Source organism: Mucilaginibacter mallensis (assembly GCF_900105165.1).
Classification (GTDB): domain Bacteria; phylum Bacteroidota; class Bacteroidia; order Sphingobacteriales; family Sphingobacteriaceae; genus Mucilaginibacter; species Mucilaginibacter mallensis.
Genome location: NZ_LT629740.1, coordinates 1,108,119 through 1,128,703 on the forward strand (window position 1 = coordinate 1,108,119; position 20,585 = coordinate 1,128,703).

Here is a 20,585-nt window from a genome sequence, read left to right on the forward strand (position 1 = left end):
GACAAAAAGTGACGTCTTAGCGACAAGCGATACCATGCGATAAATAATCAGCGTTCCAGTCACAAATTGAAAGACAATCAGGAATCATAAGCATCGTTATCCGTAGGTTCCAGTTGCAAACTGAAGCCAGTAAGGGAAGCTAGTAATATTGTTACTTCGAAAAACTCATCAGCATCTCCCTTACATTACTTACACCACCATTATCAACTTTAAATTCCTCAATAACTTTACCCTTTGTTGCCAGCCACTTATCCAACTGCTTAATCCCATCATTGTGTACATAGTACCACTTCGGGTGACCGATATAGTCGCCTATCTCAATATCAAAATTATTATTGTGCAGTATCCATACCCGTTTCTTGCCTGCAAATAGTTTTAACTCGGTGTTCAACTTGCTGAAGTATTCATTAAAATTATGACTGGTGTAGCGATAATCTATACCCTCAATAGCAGTGAACTTCATACTGTCGATCATTTTATAGAAATTGTAGGCGGGGAGATCATTCCAGGAAACATATACCATATCGCCTGGCTGGTAATGCTTGTTCAGGTAATCGAATGCCTCACGATGGTACGCTTTTTTGTAATCACCAAATAAATTTGTATCTGCAACCTGGGCAATCGAGTTTTTAACCGGGCCAAATAGTAATAAACCTGCCAATATGTATTGCACTACATTTTTTGTTTCCCGACGAAATACAAACTGGCAGCCTGCTGCTATCAATAAGATGAACAATGGCGCTAAAAATACAGTTAACCGTTCATGAAAAGGGTAAAGCTTTATAGCTGAAGCCAAAAATACGATCAGGAACGTAGATACGATGAATAGCAGTAGTCGTTTGTTGCGTTTAAACAGATAATAAGCCCCTGTGCAGGTAAATATTACGGGTACCCATGCCATTCGCTCTAAGATTTGTAAACCTATGCTGTGATAGGATATAAACCAGCTTAAGCCCATAGGGTAATTATAAAACGCAAATGTTTGATGCAATAGCCACGGGATACCCGCAGCAGACAAAGGCAGGAAAGCATCATGCTTCATAAAAAAGTAAACCAGCCAGCCGGTATGCGCATTCTTTTGGGTAAATATGATATAATTTACCGCGAAACTGCCAAACCATAATACAAAGGGAATAGCTAGTTTTAATAATACATTCCACCGCTTTTCTATTAAATAATAAAGGCTAAGTACACAGGCCATCCCCGCTAAAACAAATACCGAGGAGTAGGAGAACCAGACAATTGTAGCACCCCAAATTCCCCATAAAACAAAAGATTTGAGATCAGTTTTATCCTGGTATTGGGTGTAAGTATATAATATAATAATGGTTGCAAACAGTTCCGTACAATACTGTTTGGCTTCAATTGCGTGATACACTAACGGTGGTGCAAATGCCAGTACGGTCAAGGCAACTATCACCCCAACAGGCTTTAGAAAATATTGGGCAACTGGCAAAAAAACAAATAATGAGCCTATGCCACAGAGCAGTGGGAATAGCCTTAACCCCATTTCATTGCTGCCAAACAGCATAGTGCAGAGCTTAACAATGAGCAAATAGCCGATGGGGGCCTTCTGTTGAAAATCGAGTGATTGATGTAGCAGGCCGCTCAAACTGAGCTTAACTATCCCGGTTGAAAGGTAGATCTCATCTTCCCATAAGGAGCGGTCATTAAAATAATGGAATAACCTTAAAACAATTCCGATCCCTATTATGCTCCAAATAATAATTTTATAGCCATTATCGTGACTATTAATTGTGAAGTCGGCTTTTTTAAACATAGGTATATTGTACAATAAAGATATAACTATAAATAAAAAGTTAACTCAAAGAACATAAAAAAAGTCGCCCGATATGGAGCGACTTTCAAGATCTCATTGCTGAGATGGTATATCTGTTTTTAATTGCCTGATAATGCAGCCGCACCGCTCACAATTTCGGTAAGCTCTGTAGTGATAGCTGCCTGGCGTGCCTGGTTGTAAGATAGTTTAAGGGCTTTTAATAAGTCACCTGCATTCTCGGTAGCCTTATCCATTGCCGTCATACGTGCGCCATGCTCTGATGCATGTGAATCCAGTACAGCGCGGTATAATTGTATTTTAATGTTCTTTGGTATCAGTTGTTCAACTATTTCCTCTTGCGAAGGCTCTAGTATATAATCAACCTGTGTGCCTTTGTTTTGCTCGGTTTTTTCAGCCTTTGGAACAGGTAATAACTGCTCAGTAACTAAAAACTGCATAGCCGCGTTCCTGAAATGGTTATAAACTATTTCCACACGGTCGTACTCACCTTTCAGAAAACCTTGCATAATGCTGTCAGTTATTTTTGAAACATTACTAAAGTTAAGGTCGAGGTATACATCATTATTGTTGCCAATAACGTTGAACTTACGGCGTTGATAGTATTCCTGGCTTTTTTTACCAATTGCAACTATTGATACATTGCCTGCTTTTAGCTGGTCGCTGTATTTTTCGGCAATTAAATTATTAGCAGTTTTAATAGCATTGGCATTAAAAGCACCAGCCAAACCACGGTTTGATGTTACTACCACTATTAGTACTTTCGCCGGCTCGCGTTCCTGCAAAAAAGGTGATGAGCCATCCTCTAAACTTGCTGAAAGGTTAGCCAATAACTCCTTAAGCTTGTTAGCATAAGGGCGTAAAGCTACTATGGCATTTGTGGCACGCTTTAACTTGGCAGCCGAAACCATTTTCATGGCCTTGGTGATCTGCTGCGTTGAGCTTACCGATGCAATCCTGTTTCTTACTTCTTTTAAATTAGCCATTCTTTAAATGTGCAAATTTTAAATGTGCAGATGTGCAAATGACACATCTCCAACTGTTTTTTATTTTGAAGCTTAGATATACTGATCTGCACATTTGCACATCAGCATATCTGCACATCATTAATTATATTTTCCTGATAATTCTTTAGCTACTGTTTCCAGTACACCGGTAATTGAGTCATCCAGTTTACCTGCTTTAAGGGCAGCTAATACCTCAGGGTGACGCTCTTCCAGCTGGCTGGTAAACTCAGCTTCAAACTTCCTGATATCTTTTACAGGTACATTACGCATCAGGTTTTTAGTACCTAAGTAAATAATAGCAACCTGTTTTTCAACAGTTACAGGTGAGTATTGGCCTTGTTTAAGGATCTCCACGTTACGGGCACCTTTATCCAATACTGTTTTTGTTGATGCATCAAGATCAGAACCGAATTTTGAGAAAGCCTCAAGCTCGCGGTATTGTGCCTGGTCAAGTTTTAAGGTACCGGCAACTTTCTTCATTGATTTGATCTGTGCGTTACCACCTACACGTGATACCGAGATACCTACGTTAATAGCCGGACGAACACCTGCGTTAAACAGGTTCGACTCCAGGAATATCTGACCGTCAGTAATTGAAATTACGTTGGTTGGGATATATGCTGATACGTCACCCGCTTGGGTTTCAATGATTGGAAGCGCTGTTAACGAGCCACCGCCTTTTACCACGTCTTTTAATGACTCCGGTAAATCATTCATTTCCCTGGCGATAGAATCATTTTGGTTGATTTTAGCGGCACGTTCTAATAAACGGCTGTGCAGGTAAAATACGTCACCCGGGTAAGCTTCACGGCCTGGTGGGCGGCGTAATAATAATGATACCTCACGGTAAGCAACAGCTTGTTTTGAAAGATCATCATAAACGATCAAAGCAGGGCGTCCGGTATCACGGAAATATTCACCAATTGCAGCACCTGCAAATGGCGCGTAGAACTGCATAGGAGCAGGGTCAGCAGCGCTGGCCGCAACAACTATTGAATATGGCATAGCGCCGTTTTCTTCAAGCGTACGTACAATGTTTGCTACAGTTGATGCTTTTTGACCGCAAGCAACGTAGATACATATAACCATTTTGCCTGCAGCATAAAATTCTTTCTGGTTGATGATGGTATCGATACAAACAGCTGTTTTACCAGTCTGGCGGTCACCGATTACCAGCTCACGTTGTCCGCGGCCGATAGGGATCATCGCATCGATAGCTTTAATACCTGTTTGCAAAGGCTCAGTTACCGGCTGGCGGTAAATTACACCCGGAGCTTTACGCTCGATAGGCATTTCATAAGTTTTACCGGCTATTGGTCCTTTACCATCAATCGGTTCACCCAAAGTGTTCACAACACGACCAAGCATGCCTTCACCAACGTTTATTGAAGCGATACGGTTGGTACGTTTTACTGTGTCGCCTTCTTTTATATTGTCAGACTGACCAAGTAATACAACGCCTACGTTGTCTTCTTCAAGGTTAAGTACAATACCTTGCAATCCGCTCACAAATTCAACCAACTCGCCTGATTGTACTTTTGTTAACCCGTAAACGCGGGCAATACCGTCACCCACCTGGAGCACGGTACCTACTTCTTCTAATTCAGATTCTGACTTGAAGCCTGACAATTGCTGGCGCAATATTGCTGATACTTCATCTGGTCTTACCTCTACCATTTTTTAAATTTTATTTTAGAGTTATGTTTTTACTTTATTAAGCCACGCCCTGGGCAAATTCTTTTTTCAATTTAGCTAAGCTGCTGGCAACGCTGGTATCAATTTGTTTATCACCAACGGTTAGTACAAATCCGCCTATAAGGTCGGCATCAACTTTAGCGGTAAGTTTTATGGTACCACCTGTTGTTTGTTCAAGCTCAGCTAAAATTGTTTTTTTGTTTTCCTCAGATAATGGCGATGCTGATACTACTGTAGCCTTGGTGATGTGTTTGATAACATCATACTGGTTCAGGAATTCCTGCGCAGCTACATACAATATTTCGGCACGGCTTTTATTTACCATGATCTTAAAAAACTCGATGGTTAGCTTGTTAACCTTGCCGCCAAAAATCTGCTCAAGTATTTTTATCTTCTTATCGTGATAAATAATAGGGTTAGCCAAAACCGCGTTTAGTTGCGGGTTTGCCTTTATGGTGTGCACAAAAAATTCCATATCCTTATTGATCTCTTCCAGCGTTTTCTGCTCTGTTGCAAGATCTATAATTGCTTTGGCGTACCTTATTGCTACCGTTATTTCTGACATATTTTTATTTCGGATTTCGGATGTTCGATTTCGGATTTAATTACGAAATCTATATCAGATTTAACCGAATTTTGAATTTAGCATTTCAGAAATAAATCCGAAATCCCAAATCCGAAATCCGATATTATATTTTCACTTCTTTTAATAATTCAGTAACCAGTTCGTCCTGCTTTTTGCTGTCTTCAAACTGTTTGCGTAAAACCTTTTCAGCAATCTCTAATGATAGTGATGCTACCTGGTTTTTCACGTCGGCCATAGCAATGGCTTTCAGGCTGGTTATTTCAATGCGGGCTTTTTCAATCATTTTTGCGCCTTCAGCCTGTGCGGCATCTTTGCTTTCAGCAATGATCTTTTCTTTTACTTTCCTGGCTTCAGATAATATATCATCGCGCTCAATACGGGCTTGTTTTAATGAAGCTTCTATTTCTTCACTAAGGCGTTCCATTTCAAACTTAGCGGCATCTGCTTTAGCTAATGAATCTTCAATAGAGCGTTCACGATCATTAATTGCGCCTAAGATCGGTTTCCATGCAAATTTGCGCAGCAGGAACAAAAATATCAGGAACGATATTGTGGTCCAAAAAACCAAACCTAATTCGGGGGTAACTAACTCCATAATGTATACTTACTTATTTTTAAGCGTATTAAATAATTTCTTTTTTAAAAAAAGAATATGCCCGGTGCCAACCGCTCCGGGATATTCTTTTTTTTGTTTTTAGCCAATCATGGCAACAACCACCGCAAATAGAGCAACACCTTCAACAAGGGCCGCAGCGATGATCATGTTTGTTTGGATTTTGGAAGCAGCTTCTGGCTGGCGGGCAATACCTTCAACGGCTTTACCACCAATTTGACCAATACCGATGCCAGCACCGATAACGGCTAAACCTGCACCAAGAGTTCCAATTTTACCTACCACTCCTGCAGCTGCAGCTTGGGCAATCATTCCGATCATTCCTGTCATTGTTTGATTATTTATGTATTATAATATATATTGAAAATTAAATTTCTGCACCATGTTCATGGTGGTGTTCTTCAACAGCCATGCCTACAAATAGCGCGGTTAACATCGTAAATATGTAAGCCTGTAAAAATGCTACCAGTAATTCTATAGTATCCATAAATACTACGAAAACTATTGATGCCGGTGATACCGCTAATGATTTAAATATAAATATTAATGATATTAAGCTTAATACGATGATGTGACCTGCAGTAATGTTAGCGAACAAACGTATCATCAACGCGAATGGCTTTGAGATAATACCGATCAACTCCACAGGCACCATGATAATGTATAACCACAATGGGATATCAGGTGCGAAAATGTGTTTCCAGTAATATTTGTTACCGCTAAAGTTAATCACTAATAAAACAATAAATGATAATGATAGTGTTACCGCAATGTTACCAGTAAGGTTAAAACCTCCCGGGAAGAAAGGTACTAAACCTAGCAGGTTGTTTATTAATATAAAGAAGAACAGTGTAAGTAATAACGACATGTATTTACCATGTTTTACACCGATATTAGGAATAGCGATATCGTCACGTACAAACACTATCAAAGGCTCCATAAATGATTGTAAACCTTTAGGCGCTTTACCAACACGTTTTTTATACGTTGATGACACGCTGCCAAAGATGATAAGCAATATAATCATGCCTAACCACATGCTGGCAACATTGCGGGTGATTGAAAAATCCAATACCCTTACTGTTTCGTCTGGCTTGCCGGCAGCATCAGCTACTTTAATTTTGCCGTTTTCAAGTACGTAGGTATAATTTTTCCCCTGATAAGCCGTTTCTTCATTATTAGCATTGTACAATTTATCCGACATGAATACTTCCAATCCTTTACTAGTATATATGATTACCGGCAGGGGAATGGAGAGTTCTTTAACAAGTGGCAATGAAACATGCCATGAATGTGCATCACCAATGTGCTCGAAAATCGCAACTTTCGGATCATATGGTTTATCGGGGTTATTATTGGCCTTTTCTTGCGAAAATGCAGTGCCTGAAATTGCTAACAGTGCAACAAAAAGAGCACAAATACGTGAAAGCTTAAATATTTTTGAGTTCAAAATCGACCTTTTTTCCATTTAAAATGAACTTTTTACTTTGAATTTTGGTTGCGCAAGTTACGTAACAAACCGTAAATTTCAAAGACCGTATTTAAGAAATATAAATACATAAAATCCAGCACGAAATTGAGCTTTTCCGGGTGGCTTTTTTTAATAAAAATCAGCACGAAAATGAGGCATGCAAGCAGTTTAAACGTGGTTGCGCCCAGAAAAGCCGCGGCATACATCTCATTATTTTTTTGCTGAACCAGTAAAACGGTAACAATAATTATCAATGTTAAAGCGGATATAAAAAAGAAAATTGTCCAGAAATTAGGTACCAGCAGGTCGCCATTATCAAAATATTGTAACAGGAGCGGGGGCACTGCAAGCAGGCAGGTAAATAGTAAAAAGGAGATAAGGATTTTAGAGATCTTCAATTTTTGAGGGATTTAAAAACAACATAAAAAGAAATAAATACGCCCGTAAGGGCAAGCATGGCTGTAACCCATTGGGTGGTATGGTTTTCTGCCTTATCAATACGGTAGCCTGCGTAGGTAAACGCGCCTATAATGGCAATCATCTGGAAAGCAAGGCCGGTAAACTTAGCCAGGCTGCTTGCGCCGCCCGGGTTGTCGTCGCTATCATTTTGTTCATTTATGGGCATCTGCAAATTTATTAAACCTATTGCATACTATTTAGTAATTTAGCAAAGCTTTTAATAAATGGTTATACTTTGAGGCAAATTTCTACACCTTCTTTATCGAAAAATTTATACTTTTTCTTTTATATTCTGCTATTGGCGGGATGCTCGCTTGAAAAACCAACCGGGTTTAACCGCAGTATGCAAAATTTAACGGCTCATTATAATATTATATTCAACGCTAATAATATATTGCAGCAAAAGCAGGATGACTATGCGCTTGCCTTTATTGATTCATATAACGAACTGCTGAACGTTTACCAGGATACCGCCGCTACGCATACCACCTCCCTTGATAAAGATCTGCAACTGGCCGTTGATAAAGCCAATAAGATCATTTACGGTAAAGACCAGAGCCATTATGTTGGCGATGCATACCTTATTATGGGTAAGGCCAATTATTTAGGCGGTAATTATTTTGATGCGGCGGAATATTTCTCCTACGTGATACGCTCTTATCCTAAACAGGTGAGCCTTATGCAGGAAGCCCAGGTGTGGAAAGCCCGCACACTTTTATACCTCGACCAGCCCACACCGGCAAAGCTGGTTTTAGATACCGCCTTTGAAAATATCAACCCTAAAAAAAATAATCCTGCCGATGTTTATGCCACCAAACTGCAATATGATATTAATGTAAAAGATTATGCTGATGCCGAGATAATGGCTAAGCAGGCCATACAGTATAGCAGTATTAAAAAGCAACGCCTCCGCTGGACATTCATTTTGGCGCAGCTGCAGGAGATCAACCAAAAGAATGATGAGGCATTGGCTAATTATGGCAAAATAGCCAATAGCAATGCCAACTTTGAGATGGCTTTTAACGCCGATCTTAACCGCATAAGGATTGAAGATACCCGCAACGGGGTTAAGCTAAGCCGTACCGACAGGCTAAAGAGCTTATTAAAAAACCCGAATAACAAGGAGTTTAAAGACCAGATCTATTACCAGTTGGGGCAAATATATTTGGGCGATAAGGATTATGACAACGCTATTAAATATTATAAGCTCTCTATCCGCAGCAGCGTCAAAAATCAAAACCAGAAGGGTTTATCATACCTGCGCATTGCCGATATTGATTTTAATAATAAGGTTGATTATATCAATGCCAAAAAATATTACGATAGTACCTTAACCACACTTTCGCCAAGCTACCCCGGTTACCGGCTTATACAAAAAAAGACCAGTAACCTGCAATTGCTTACAGACAGGCTGAGGATAATTGCTCATGAGGATACTTTACAAATGCTGGCCAATCTGGATGAAAAAACAAGATCGTTGAAAATAGATACCATGGTTAAAGATATGATCATGGAGCAGCAGGCGGCGTTAAATAGTTTGAAGGCAGCAAGTACTAATGCCTCAAACACGGCTGCTAATACCGTATTTAATACACCGGGCGGCAGCAATTTTTATTTTTACAACTCAAACGCGGTGAGCCAGGGCTATAATGATTTTAAAAAGCAGTGGGGCAGCAGAAAGCTTGAAGATAACTGGCGCAGGAGTAACCGCTCCAATTCCGACCAGGCAAATAGTCTTAATTCAGTCCGTAACCTCGATCCGGATGCAGTGGGTCAGCCTGCGTCAGTAGCTAAAACTGCTGTTGCGGCTAAGGATTACCGGCAGCAAATAATAGCGGACCTGCCTTTAACCCCCGATTTGCTTGCCCAATCAAATATGCGGATATACAATGCTTATTTTGATATCGCTAATTTTTACAGGGATATTTTGGAGGATAAAAAGGAAGCCATTGCAACCTACCTGTTAATTGAAAAACGTTTCCCTAATAACCCTAACCAGGCGGCTATATATTATAGCCTGTTCCGTTTGTATTCGCAGCTTAATGATGATGCGCAGGCCAAAATATATAAGGATAAGGTATTGAAAGATTATGCCGATACCCCTTTTGCCAAAGTTATCCTCGATCCGGATTATGGCAAAAAAATGGACGATCAGTATGCTGAATTTAATAGTTTATACAGCCAGGTATATGACCTGTACATCCAAAGAAAATATAATGCTGTTATAGCCAGGGTTGATACCGTGCAGAAACAATATCCGCATAACAGGCTTTCGGCCCAATTGGCATACCTCAGGGCGCTGGCTGCAGGGCACCAGGAATCTATTACGCAGTTTAAGACTGACTTAACGCAGATAATGACCACGTATCCGGGCGATATGTTAATAGTTCCGCTGGTTAAGCAGCATTTACAGTATATTAATACTAATCCGGCCGAGATAGCGTCAAGGCAATATGCCTTATATACAAGGGACTCAACCGAAGTGATGTTTACGCCGCCTGTTGCCAATCAAAAGCAAACAGAATACCGCAAGCCGGGGCATTATTCGCTGTTTTCGCAAGTGGCGGATGTGCGTAAGCCGGAGAAAAAGGATAGCCTGGCAGTAAATAAGCCCGTGGTTCGTCACACAGCTCCGGCAGGTATGTTCTCTATGCGCGATAGTACCAACTATTATTTTGTTATAAATATTAGTAACGATAACACTAATCTTGCTTCTTCGCGTTTTGGTATAGGGCAGTTTAACCGGGCAAATTATACAAAGACTGATATTAGCCACCAGCTGATGCAGGTTGGCAACAATAACAGGCTTATATTTGTCGGCAAGTTTAATGGCCTGGCTAATGTTAAGGCATATGCACGAGGGATTGTTCCGCTGCTGCCCGATATCATGAAGATATCAAAGGATAAATACAGCTTTTTTATTATAACGAAAGAAAATCTGGATAAATTAGCCGACCAAAAAACGCTGGAAAACTACATCGACTATTATCAAAACAATTATTAAGATGCAAAAAAAGCAAGCAAAGCTTACACCACAAGATATTAAAAGATATAACGGATATATATGGAAAACCATTATTGGTTGCCTGATATTTGTTGTGCTATTGATAACGTTAACTGCCTTTGGTGCTTTGGGCCCGCTGCCTGGCTTTCAATATATCGAGAACCCAAAAAGTAACCTGGCATCGCAGATCATATCATCTGATAAACAGGTTTTAGGTACCTATTATATACAGAACCGTTCACCGGTTACTTATAAGGATCTATCGCCAAACGTGGTGAATGCACTGGTAGCTACTGAAGACAGCCGCTTTTACGAGCATTCGGGTATTGACTTTCAACGTATACCAAGTATTATCCTGCATAACTTACTGGGCAGCCAGCAGGGTGGTAGTACTATTACGCAGCAATTGGCAAAAAACCTGTTTAATGGTGGTGGCAGTCATAACTTTTTTGTACGTATTACCCAAAAGCTAAAAGAACAGATTATTGCTGTTAGGTTAGAGCGGCATTATACCAAGGAAGAAATTTTAACCATGTACCTTAACACGGTTGATTTTGGCGCTTACAATACTTTTGGTATTAAATCGGCAGCACGTACTTATTTTAATACTACGCCCGATAAACTTACACCCGATCAGGCTGCGCTTTTGATAGGGATGCTTAACGCGCCCGGTATATATTCACCCATTAACCACCCTAACAGGGCATTGGGCCGTCGTAACCTGGTATTGGACAGGATGAAGAAGGAGAATTACCTGAGCGCGGGCCAGCTTGAAGAATTTAAGGCAAAACCGCTGGGGCTTGATTTTACCCGTATTGATCATAATGAAGGCCTTGCCCAATACTTCAGGGCGGTGCTGAAAAAGGAGATCGTGAAAATAATGGCGGATAAATCTATTGCCAAACCCGATGGTACGCCTTATGACCTCGACCGTGATGGTTTAAAGATCTATACAACTATTGATGCCACCATGCAGGGCTATGCCGAACAGGCACAGCGCGAATACATGCGTACCCTGCAGGCCCAGTTTAATGATCACTGGCACGGGCATAGCTTATGGAAAGAAATACCAACCTTTAAAGGCTTAATTGATACGGGCATGCGCCGCTCCGACAGGTGGAGGGAATTAAAATCAGATGGAAAATCTGATGATGAGATACGGGAGAACTTTAATACGCCTGATACCCTGAACCTGTTTACCTGGCATGGTAATATAGATACAGTAATGAAGCCTGTCGACTCGATAGTATACTGTAAGTTACTGCTGCGTAACTCCCTCATGAGTATGGACCCAACTACAGGCTATATTAAGGCATGGGTAGGCGGTATAAACTTTGAGCATTTTAAATACGACCAGGTAAAGGATGGATCGAGGCAGGTGGGCTCAACCGCCAAACCGTTTACCTATTCTGTAGCTATTGATGAGGCGTACTCGCCCTGCTTGCAAGTAGATAACGTGCCAGATACAAATTATACGGTTACCCCGGCATGGTGCCCACGTTCAGGTAAAGATGAGACACATGCGGGAATGTTAACACTAACACAAGCATTAGCATTTTCGCAAAACTGGATAACCGCTCATATAATGAAAGAGGTTACTCCTTTACCAGTTGTAGAACTGATAAAGAAAATGGGGGTAAATAGTCCTAATCTTCAGCCATACCCTTCCATATGTATCGGTAGTTTTGATGCAACCGTGTTTGATATGACTGGTGCATATAGCGTTTTTGCAAACCATGGTGTTTGGACACAGCCAACATTCTTATTACGTATTGAGGATAAAAACGGTAATGTGCTGTATACCAATCATACCCGGGTAAAACAGGCCATGAACGAGCAAACCGCCTATGTAATGACCCATATGCTAAAAGGTGTGGTTGATATACCCGGAGCTACAGGTGGCAGGTTAAGGTGGAAGTATCACTTTACCAACCCGATAGGGGGTAAAACCGGGACAACACAAAATAACTCCGACGGTTGGTTTATAGGGATTACACCACAGCTGGTAACCGGCGTTTGGACAGGCTGCGAAGACAGGGCCATACACTTCCGTACAGAACGGCTGGGCGAGGGTGCCAATACAGCACTGCCAATTTTTGCGTTATACATGAAACAGGTATATGCCAACCCGGCGTTGGGTGTAAAAATGAACGTAGATTTTGCTCCACCCAAAAACGGTGTAAGCATTAGCCTTGATTGTGACCAGTATAACCAGCAAACCAAGGATACTAAAGAGGTGGATAAGAAACTGGAGTTTTAATTTAGTTCATTGGTTCACTGGTTCACTGGTTCATTAGTTCATTGGTGCATAGTTCAATAATTAATTCATGAGTTATTTTAATCTTGAAGAATTAGAGGTTTACCAATTGGCTGAAAGTTTTAGTGATGAGATTTGGGTAGCAGTTGCCTGCTGGGATTATTTCGCAAAAGATACGGTAGGAAAACAAATGGTCCGTTCAGCTGATTCTATATCAGCAAATATAGCTGAAGGCTATGGCAGGTATCATTATAAAGAAAACAGGAACTTCTGTTATTTTAGCAGAGGGTCAATAATAGAAACTAAGGGCTGGTTAAAGAAGTCAAGAAACAGAAGCCTGATAACAGAAGAAGAGTTCAGCGAATTGTTTGAAAAGCTTCAGGCAATTCATCTCAAATTAAATGCATACATGAAGTTCATCGGCAAAGCTGCAAAATCTGAAATTAAGCCAGACTAACCCGCCACTGCACCAATGAACTAATGAACCAGTGAACCAATGAACTTTGATTATAAAGCTGCATTAAAGAACATACCCCACAAACCGGGAATTTACCAGTATTGGGATAGTGAAAAGGAACTGATATACATTGGTAAGGCCAAAGATCTGCGCAATAGGGTAAGCTCTTATTTTAATAACCCTAATGTAAATGCCAAAACAAGGGTGCTGGTATCAAAGATCCGCAACATTACCTTTACTATTGTTGATACCGAGATTGATGCCTGGCTGCTGGAAAACAGCCTGATAAAAAAACATCAGCCGCGCTATAATGTAATGCTCAAGGATGATAAAACCTATCCCTGGATTATCATCAAAAATGAGAATTACCCCCGCATATTCTGGACACGACGGATTGTTCGTGATGGCTCCAAATACCTGGGCCCGTATGCTTCGGTAAGCATGATGCATAATATTTTAGGGTTGATTAAGGAAACTTACCCGCTACGTACCTGCAGCCTGCCGCTTACCCGCCAAAATATTGAGAAGGGAAAGTTTAAGGTTTGTTTGGAATATCAAATAGGTAACTGCAAAGGCCCCTGTCAGGATTTTCAGACCGAGGACGATTACGCCCATAACATCAGCGAGATAACAGATATCCTTAGCGGTAAAATAGGAGCGGTGCTGCGCGGATTAAAGACTGATATGGATGCGGCCGTAGCAGAGATGAACTTTGAGCAGGCCCATCGCCTGAAAAGGAAATTTGAATTGCTGGAGAATTACCAGAGCAAATCGACGGTAGTAAATTCGTCAATTACTGATATTGATGTGTTCAGCATCGCATCCGAAGAAAAATATGCCTTTGTTAACTTCCTGAAGATAATGAACGGCACTATCATTCAAACCCAAACCATCGAACTAAAAAAACGCCTGGATGAGAGTGATGAGGAATTGCTTACGCTGGCCATATCCGAGTTCAGGAGCCGTTATAATAGCCATTCAAAAGAGATCATCGTACCATTTGATATCGATCTGGATGAAAAATCGAGCGCTATAAAATTTACTGTACCTAAACTGGGCGAAAAGAAGAAGCTGCTCGATTTGTCGCAAAAAAACGTACAGTTCTTTAAAAAGGAACGGATAGACCAGTACGAAAAACTAAACCCGGAGATCCGAACCGAACGCCTGCTTACCCAAATGATGAAGGACCTGCGGATGAATCAGCTGCCGCGCCATATTGAGTGTTTTGATAACTCTAACTTCCAGGGTAAATATCCGGTATCGGCAATTGTGGTATTTAAGGATGCCAAACCATCAAAAAAAGATTATCGCCACTTTAATGTGAAAACCGTTGTTGGTCCGGATGATTTTGCAACGATGGAGGAGGCCGTTCACCGCCGCTATCGCCGGATGCTTGATGAAGGTACGGAACTGCCGCAATTGATTATTATTGACGGTGGCAAGGGGCAGCTATCATCAGCCATGAAAAGCCTTAAACTGTTAGGGATTGAAAAGCAGGTAACCATTATAGGCATAGCCAAGCGACTGGAAGAACTCTACTATCCCGGCGATCAGTATCCTTTATATCTGGATAAAAGATCGGAAACATTAAAAGTTATACAGCAGCTGCGCGACGAGGCTCATCGTTTTGGTATCACTTTCCACCGCAAGCAACGGGATAAAGGCACACTGGTGACTGAGCTTGATTTGATTGATGGTATAGGCAAAACTACCTCGGGCAAATTGCTCAAATATTTTAAATCGGTAAAAAAGATCCGCGAAGCAACAGAGGAAGAATTGAAAGAAGTTGTTAACACCAAACAGGCAAAAGCTATCATAACTTATTTTGGAGATAAAAAAATAGAAGCTACTGATACTGAACAGGGTTAAGGATGCTCATTTTTTATATATTTACCCAATGAACAAGCCCCGGCTCATAACCATTTTACTTTGCATTATTGTTTTAGGTTTAGTAGTACAAAAGAACTCCCATAGTGAGGGCTTGAATTTTGCAGAATTAGATAATAATGATGATGCAAGGCTATCGGAACAACAAAAAGTGATCGATTCGCTGACGGCAGTTTATCAGGACAGGCCGGTAACAGCCTTTACTATTGAACATTTTATCGACAAATCCTCCCCAATATTTGTATATAGTGGCTCAGGTACTAAAGTGCTTGATACATTAGCCAATAGTGATCATGTTCAACTCATTAGCACGGCTTTTTTTAATGGTGAACCCAATGCCAAGGTTAAAACCAGCAAAGGTATAACAGGATACATCTATTATTTCCATATAAAAGAGTTTGAAGAGGTACTGAAACTAAAAGGCCTTGAAACAGAGGATTAGCTTATTACGTCTCCAACAGTCTGTTCCCGCCATCCTCGCAATTAATTAAAGATTAGTTTTTTGTGATATTTTTAATCCTTGGTTATAAATAAAGATTTGATTGCAATTATTCTACTATAATATCATTTTAATTGATAGTTTTATATTAACTAAATACCCCAATTAGTAAAAAACCTGCACAATTAACATGGTTAACCCCACGTATTTTAATTATTTAATATTGGCAATGGCCGCCTGTACAATGTTGGCCTTGTTTAACTTATCACTTTTCGGGGCTTTTAAAGCTATGGTGCCGGTCAATAACAACAACTCAAATCAAGCAATATTTACTCGTAAACCAATGTAAAATGAAAAAGTTAGTATCATTTACCTTACTCTTATTTGTATCAATTGCTACCTGTTTAGCGCAGCAAACCCGCGTTGTGAGTAGTTTTGATGGTGACTGGTCGTTTCACCTGGGTGATGTAACCGGCGCTGAGGCCAATGATTTTAACGATAACTCATGGCGAAAAGTAACGCTGCCGCATGATTGGGACATTGAAACTAAAATAGCCCCCAAAGCCTCGACAGGCGGCGGTGGTGGTTTTTTCTGGGGTGGCATAGGCTGGTACCGCAAAACATTTGATATCCCCGTTGGTATGGCTGATAAACGAACCACAATTGAGTTTGAAGGTATTTATATGAATGCTGATGTTTGGGTAAACGGCACCCATGTAGCCATGCAACCTTATGGCTATACCAGTTTTATAACAGATATTACCACTCAGCTTAAAACAGGCAAAAATACTATTGTTGTAAAGGTTGATAATTCGCAACAGCGGAACAGCAGGTGGTATAGTGGATCGGGTATTTACAGGCATGTTTGGTTAACCGTAACGCCTTTGGTACATATAGCCCCGCGCGGTGTGTTCTTTTACACCGAGCATGCTAACTCAATTAAAGCTGATGTAGGTGTTAAAACCACCGTTGCCAATGATGGTAACGCAAGCGCGCTGGTTGTTATACAAAATAAACTGATCGCCCAGGACGGCAGCGAGATACCTGTCAAAGAGCAAAGCATTAGCTTGCCGGGCAATAGCAAGCAGGAGATAGCGCAGCAGATCACAGTAATGCGCCCCAATTTATGGTCGCCTGATATGCCTTTGAGGTATCGCCTGGTATCGCGTATTTTGGTTAACGGTGTATTGAATGACGAGGTTACCACCAAAGTTGGTATACGTGAACTGGCATGGTCGGCAAAAGCGGGCTTTACCATAAACGGCAAAGTATATAAATTGAATGGCGGCTGTATTCACCATGATAATGGCGTATTGGGTGCTGCCGCTTTTGACAGGGCCGAGATACGGAAAGTGCAACTGCTTAAAAATGCTGGCTTTAATGAGCTGAGGACATCGCACAACCCACCATCGCCTGCTTTATTGAACGCTTGCGATAGTTTGGGTATGCTGGTGATGGATGAGGCATTCGATTGCTGGTCGAAGGGTAAAAACGCGAAGGATTATTCGGTATATTTTAAAGACTGGTGGCAAAAGGATATAGATGCTTTTGTGTTCCGCGACCGTAACCATCCCGCAGTAATTATGTGGAGCACGGGCAATGAGATCCCGGGTTCAATGGATCCTGAAATTGGCGGCGTATATGGTCAGCAATTGGTTGATAGAATAAAACAGGATGACCCTACAAGGCCAATAACACAGGCTTTGCTCGGGTTGCCAAAAACTGCATCGGATAGTGCTGTTATACTTAAACAGCGTAACGCGCTTGATATAGTAGGTTGTAACTATAACATGGAAGCCTTAATTAAGGATGAGGTTAACAGCCCCCAAAGGGTGTTGATCGGCACAGAATCGATGCCCGACGACCCGGCGGATAGATGGGGTTTGTTAGCCAATGCCAATTTTGTGATTGGTGATAACGTATGGACAGCTATGGATTATCTGGGAGAATCGGGCATCGGCAGGTATTTTTACGAAGGCGACCCAACCGAGCCGGTTGATAGTACAGGCAAGCCGATTTGGATGGCTAATGATAAGTTGTACCCATGGCATGGCGGTGTATCCGGCGATTTAGATATACTTGGTTTCAGCAAACCGGTCGCGCACTATCGGAATATAGTTTGGAATAGGGGCGAGAATATATACATGGGTGTTCGCCAGGCTGATGTGAAGAATGACCATAAATTGGTACGAACAGGCTGGAGCATTTACCCGGTTACGGAAAGCTGGACCTATCCCGGCCAGGAAAATAAACCAATGGAGGTTGAAGTTTATACCCGTTACAGCAAAGTATCTCTTTACCTGAATGATCAGCTGATAGAAACAAAAGATGTTACACCTAAAGATAAGTTTAAGGTAACCTTTACTGTGCCTTATGCAGCCGGTGTACTAAAAGCTGTTGGCCAGGCAGATGGAAAAGAAGCGCAAAGTGCCCAGCTGGAAACGGCCGGCCCGGCAAAGGACATACGCTTAACAGCCGACAAAAAAATACTGAAAGCCGATGGACAAGACCTATGTTTTATAACCGTAGAGATTGTTGACAGGGATGGCAAATTACAACCCAACTCAAACGACAGGATAAAATTTAATATCCAAGGAGTAGGCACTATTCAAGGCTTAGGCAATGCCAACTTAAAAGGCGAGGATGCCTATGTAGGCACCCAATGCGATGTGCTGAACGGCAGGGCGCTTATTGTACTGCGCTCAACAAAAGCAGCGGGTATACTGGTGTTGAATGCACAATCGCCGGGCTTAAAACCGGCGGTGTTGTTGCTGAGTACAACGAAGTAGATATTATTTACAGATAATTAAGAAAGCGTTTCTGATTGAGTTAGAAACGCTTTTTTGTTGGAATGGTTTTCCTTATGGGGTGTCACCCTGAGCGATAGTCGAAGGGTGAGCGCAGAGGCCTTTGCCCACATACTTCGACTATCGCTCAGTATGACATCCTTTCTAATCTTCCGAACATCCACCATTTGTTGGTATTGTCATCAACAAAGACTCTATCTCATAATCAACTCAACCTGCAATACTTTAAGCGTATTTTCAAATCGTGGCCCTCCAAAATCTGTCTCATCGCCGTTAAGTATGCGGATGGGTTTAAATACGCCATTATCATAGCTGCCTTCTTCCACTTTCAGGTATTGCCAGGCTTTGCCCTTGTTGTCTCCGGTGGGATGGAAGGTGATACGACAGCTGGTACCCATCGCCATAAACTTATCCTCACCTAACTTAACGATCATTAATTTACCATCTGGTGCTGCATCAGCTTTTATAGTATTTTCCCTGTCGCTGCCAAATGATATGGTGGCCTGCCATGCACCAAGGTCTATAGTTTGCTCGGTATGGTCCTCGTGCTCCACCACTGCTTTTATTTTGCCTTCAAAGGCCCATTGTGCCAATTCACGCATCATGGGTGAGGCGACAGCATATTCCTGCGCGTAAGGAGCGAGGCGTTTACTGCGTTCTTCGGGCGTAGAGCCATGGCCGTTATCATCTATGCCAAATGGCGAAAAGCCGATGCCGCCACGAGCAATAACTGTATACAGGTATTTTGCATTATCGGCAATTAAACCGGCCTCGGGCACAAAAAGGGTATTATCAGGGCGGTCATATAGTTCGAGCACTTTTAAAACCCTTTCGCTGCCTGAAAGATAGATATCCGGGGCAAGCAGATCAATAGCAGGAGCAGCCACCTTCCATATCGGAATTACGTTATCAGTAGGGCCACCGCTCTCATAGGTATTGGAATGCGGATTGGTAAGCGGATCGCGCAGGGCGGCGTTAACATACAATGGCAACGGATATGCCGCTTTACCCGCTGCTGCCACCTGACCGATAAAACTGGAAATCGACCATGCCTGGAAATATTCATCGGCCCTGTCGCCAAATACCTGCTGCCAGGTGCCTTTTGTCCCGGCAGGAATATTGAGTGCTTTTAATACTTCAGGCTTTAATAATGCGGCAGGCACCGGCCCCTCAAATAGTTTTTGTGCCGTTGGCGAATAATCACGCATGCTATCCCATGAGCCGGATTCGTTTTCTACCTGTACCATAAGTACAGTATGTTGGGTATCGGTCTGCTTTAGGTAGGTCATCACCGCTGTAAAAGCTTTTATATCGGCCTGCAGTGTTGCTTTACTATGTGGAGAGGGTGAATCAATATGCTTATCATTTAAGCCTGTTATGTTGGGGTATTTCGTAGCATCCTTTTTCATCCACTCGGGCATGTAATGGTTACTGCCATTTTTCCAGGTGGCAAACCAGAGCAGTACCAGGTGCACATTGTGCGCCCGGGCTTGTTGAAGTAGGGTATCAATCAGCGAAAAATCAAACTTTCCGGGCTGGGCTTCTATCTGCTCCCAGTAAATGGGTATCTCAACTGTGTTCAGGTGCATGGTTTCAACTGCCTGCCATACCTGCGGCAACATACCGGGCCACCCGCTTGAATTATGGGCCTGTCCGCCCAGTATCAAGTATGGTTTGCCATCAACCAGTAGCGTATGCCGACCATCTTTTTCAATAATAGCGGGCAGCTGGCCAAATGTTTTTCCGGCACAGAGCAAAACCAATGCAAAGCACCAGGCAGTTGTTTTTAGCATGATATGAGTATTAATTTAAGTTTGCCTAATATAAGGAGGCGGAAACGTCAATAAAGCATAAGATTTTTGCAATTTTTAACTCAATTTCGTCATAAATTTAGATGAACCAGGAGTTTGTTGGTGACAACACCAACAAAGCGCAGGCGCAAGGTTTGAAAAAAGCATCGCCATGTGCGATTCCTTCCCTGGGGAAGGGTAGGTAGGGGGTTAATGAGTTTATTTTATTGGTTTGATGTAGAAACCCCTCCCTGCCTTTGCACGCAATCCATCACACCCCTCCCGTGGGGAAGGAATTAAAAAAGATATAACCCG

General features: G+C 41.8%; 16 protein-coding genes. 6 read left to right on the forward strand and 10 right to left on the reverse strand.

The annotated features are described in order from the left end of the window. Positions 1-151: 151 nt before the first annotated feature. The 9 genes from BLU33_RS04575 to BLU33_RS04615 all read right to left on the reverse strand — a co-directional run bounded on the left by BLU33_RS04575 (position 152) and on the right by BLU33_RS04615 (position 7,795). Positions 152-1,780, reverse strand: coding sequence for a glycosyltransferase family 39 protein (locus BLU33_RS04575; protein WP_091369790.1), 1,629 nt, complete (start codon positions 1,778-1,780; stop codon positions 152-154). A gap of 119 nt (positions 1,781-1,899) precedes the next feature. Next, on the reverse strand, positions 1,900-2,784 hold the full coding sequence (gene atpG / locus BLU33_RS04580) for an ATP synthase F1 subunit gamma (protein WP_091369792.1): 885 nt from the start codon (positions 2,782-2,784) through the stop codon (positions 1,900-1,902). A gap of 120 nt (positions 2,785-2,904) precedes the next feature. Beyond that, entirely contained in the window at positions 2,905-4,482 is a 1,578-nt protein-coding gene (atpA, locus tag BLU33_RS04585) for a F0F1 ATP synthase subunit alpha (RefSeq protein WP_091369794.1), read from the reverse strand. Positions 4,483-4,519: 37 nt separating this feature from the next. Next, entirely contained in the window at positions 4,520-5,065 is a 546-nt protein-coding gene (gene atpH, locus BLU33_RS04590) for an ATP synthase F1 subunit delta (RefSeq protein WP_091369795.1), read from the reverse strand. A gap of 124 nt (positions 5,066-5,189) precedes the next feature. Next, positions 5,190-5,681: a F0F1 ATP synthase subunit B gene (gene atpF, locus BLU33_RS04595; RefSeq protein WP_091369797.1), complete on the reverse strand. Its 492-nt coding sequence runs from the start codon at positions 5,679-5,681 to the stop codon at positions 5,190-5,192. A 99-nt stretch (positions 5,682-5,780) separates the two neighbouring features. Continuing rightward, positions 5,781-5,984: an ATP synthase F0 subunit C gene (atpE, locus tag BLU33_RS04600; protein ID WP_091380181.1), complete on the reverse strand. Its 204-nt coding sequence runs from the start codon at positions 5,982-5,984 to the stop codon at positions 5,781-5,783. Between the two features lie 82 nt (positions 5,985-6,066). Beyond that, entirely contained in the window at positions 6,067-7,167 is a 1,101-nt protein-coding gene (gene atpB / locus BLU33_RS04605) for a F0F1 ATP synthase subunit A (RefSeq protein WP_091369798.1), read from the reverse strand. A gap of 14 nt (positions 7,168-7,181) precedes the next feature. Beyond that, complete coding sequence (locus BLU33_RS04610) at positions 7,182-7,568, reverse strand: hypothetical protein (RefSeq protein WP_091369800.1); 387 nt, start codon at positions 7,566-7,568, stop codon at positions 7,182-7,184. Then, positions 7,565-7,795, reverse strand: coding sequence for an AtpZ/AtpI family protein (locus tag BLU33_RS04615; RefSeq protein ID WP_091369802.1), 231 nt, complete (start codon positions 7,793-7,795; stop codon positions 7,565-7,567). Before BLU33_RS04615 ends, BLU33_RS04610 begins: the two co-directional genes overlap by 4 nt. A gap of 177 nt (positions 7,796-7,972) precedes the next feature. Between BLU33_RS04615 and porW the strand changes: the two genes are divergently transcribed. From porW to BLU33_RS04645, 6 genes are all read left to right on the forward strand, one after another. Beyond that, on the forward strand, positions 7,973-10,633 hold the full coding sequence (gene porW / locus BLU33_RS04620) for a type IX secretion system periplasmic lipoprotein PorW/SprE (protein ID WP_157682045.1): 2,661 nt from the start codon (positions 7,973-7,975) through the stop codon (positions 10,631-10,633). Between the two features lies 1 nt (position 10,634). Beyond that, positions 10,635-12,893 (forward strand): transglycosylase domain-containing protein, encoded by a 2,259-nt coding sequence (locus BLU33_RS04625; RefSeq protein ID WP_091369805.1) that lies wholly within the window; start codon positions 10,635-10,637, stop codon positions 12,891-12,893. A gap of 67 nt (positions 12,894-12,960) precedes the next feature. Beyond that, complete coding sequence (locus BLU33_RS04630; protein WP_091369807.1) at positions 12,961-13,347, forward strand: four helix bundle protein; 387 nt, start codon at positions 12,961-12,963, stop codon at positions 13,345-13,347. Between the two features lie 39 nt (positions 13,348-13,386). Beyond that, on the forward strand, positions 13,387-15,216 hold the full coding sequence (uvrC, locus tag BLU33_RS04635) for an excinuclease ABC subunit UvrC (protein WP_091369809.1): 1,830 nt from the start codon (positions 13,387-13,389) through the stop codon (positions 15,214-15,216). Positions 15,217-15,244: 28 nt separating this feature from the next. Continuing rightward, positions 15,245-15,676, forward strand: a complete 432-nt coding sequence (locus BLU33_RS04640; RefSeq protein WP_091369810.1) for a hypothetical protein — start codon at positions 15,245-15,247, stop codon at positions 15,674-15,676. A gap of 347 nt (positions 15,677-16,023) precedes the next feature. Then, positions 16,024-18,462: a sugar-binding domain-containing protein gene (locus BLU33_RS04645; RefSeq protein WP_091369813.1), complete on the forward strand. Its 2,439-nt coding sequence runs from the start codon at positions 16,024-16,026 to the stop codon at positions 18,460-18,462. A 212-nt stretch (positions 18,463-18,674) separates the two neighbouring features. Here BLU33_RS04645 and BLU33_RS04650 read toward each other — a convergent pair whose 3' ends face one another. Then, on the reverse strand, positions 18,675-20,273 hold the full coding sequence (locus BLU33_RS04650; protein ID WP_091369815.1) for a GH35 family beta-galactosidase: 1,599 nt from the start codon (positions 20,271-20,273) through the stop codon (positions 18,675-18,677). Positions 20,274-20,585: the final 312 nt, after the last annotated feature.

What these genes read in the sequence shown, in the direction of transcription:
- BLU33_RS04575 (WP_091369790.1), bottom strand. Translation starts at nt 1,780, where the DNA reads ATGTTTAAAAAAGCCGACTTCACAATTAATAGTCACGATAATGGCTAT.
- atpG (WP_091369792.1), bottom strand. Translation starts at nt 2,784, where the DNA reads ATGGCTAATTTAAAAGAAGTAAGAAACAGGATTGCATCGGTAAGCTCA.
- atpA (WP_091369794.1), bottom strand. Translation starts at nt 4,482, where the DNA reads ATGGTAGAGGTAAGACCAGATGAAGTATCAGCAATATTGCGCCAGCAA.
- atpH (WP_091369795.1), bottom strand. Translation starts at nt 5,065, where the DNA reads ATGTCAGAAATAACGGTAGCAATAAGGTACGCCAAAGCAATTATAGAT.
- atpF (WP_091369797.1), bottom strand. Translation starts at nt 5,681, where the DNA reads ATGGAGTTAGTTACCCCCGAATTAGGTTTGGTTTTTTGGACCACAATA.
- atpB (WP_091369798.1), bottom strand. Translation starts at nt 7,167, where the DNA reads ATGGAAAAAAGGTCGATTTTGAACTCAAAAATATTTAAGCTTTCACGT.
- BLU33_RS04615 (WP_091369802.1), bottom strand. Translation starts at nt 7,795, where the DNA reads ATGCCCATAAATGAACAAAATGATAGCGACGACAACCCGGGCGGCGCA.
- porW (WP_157682045.1), top strand. Translation starts at nt 7,973, where the DNA reads ATGCAAAATTTAACGGCTCATTATAATATTATATTCAACGCTAATAAT.
- BLU33_RS04625 (WP_091369805.1), top strand. Translation starts at nt 10,635, where the DNA reads ATGCAAAAAAAGCAAGCAAAGCTTACACCACAAGATATTAAAAGATAT.
- BLU33_RS04630 (WP_091369807.1), top strand. Translation starts at nt 12,961, where the DNA reads ATGAGTTATTTTAATCTTGAAGAATTAGAGGTTTACCAATTGGCTGAA.
- uvrC (WP_091369809.1), top strand. Translation starts at nt 13,387, where the DNA reads ATGAACTTTGATTATAAAGCTGCATTAAAGAACATACCCCACAAACCG.
- BLU33_RS04640 (WP_091369810.1), top strand. Translation starts at nt 15,245, where the DNA reads ATGAACAAGCCCCGGCTCATAACCATTTTACTTTGCATTATTGTTTTA.
- BLU33_RS04645 (WP_091369813.1), top strand. Translation starts at nt 16,024, where the DNA reads ATGAAAAAGTTAGTATCATTTACCTTACTCTTATTTGTATCAATTGCT.
- BLU33_RS04650 (WP_091369815.1), bottom strand. Translation starts at nt 20,273, where the DNA reads ATGCTAAAAACAACTGCCTGGTGCTTTGCATTGGTTTTGCTCTGTGCC.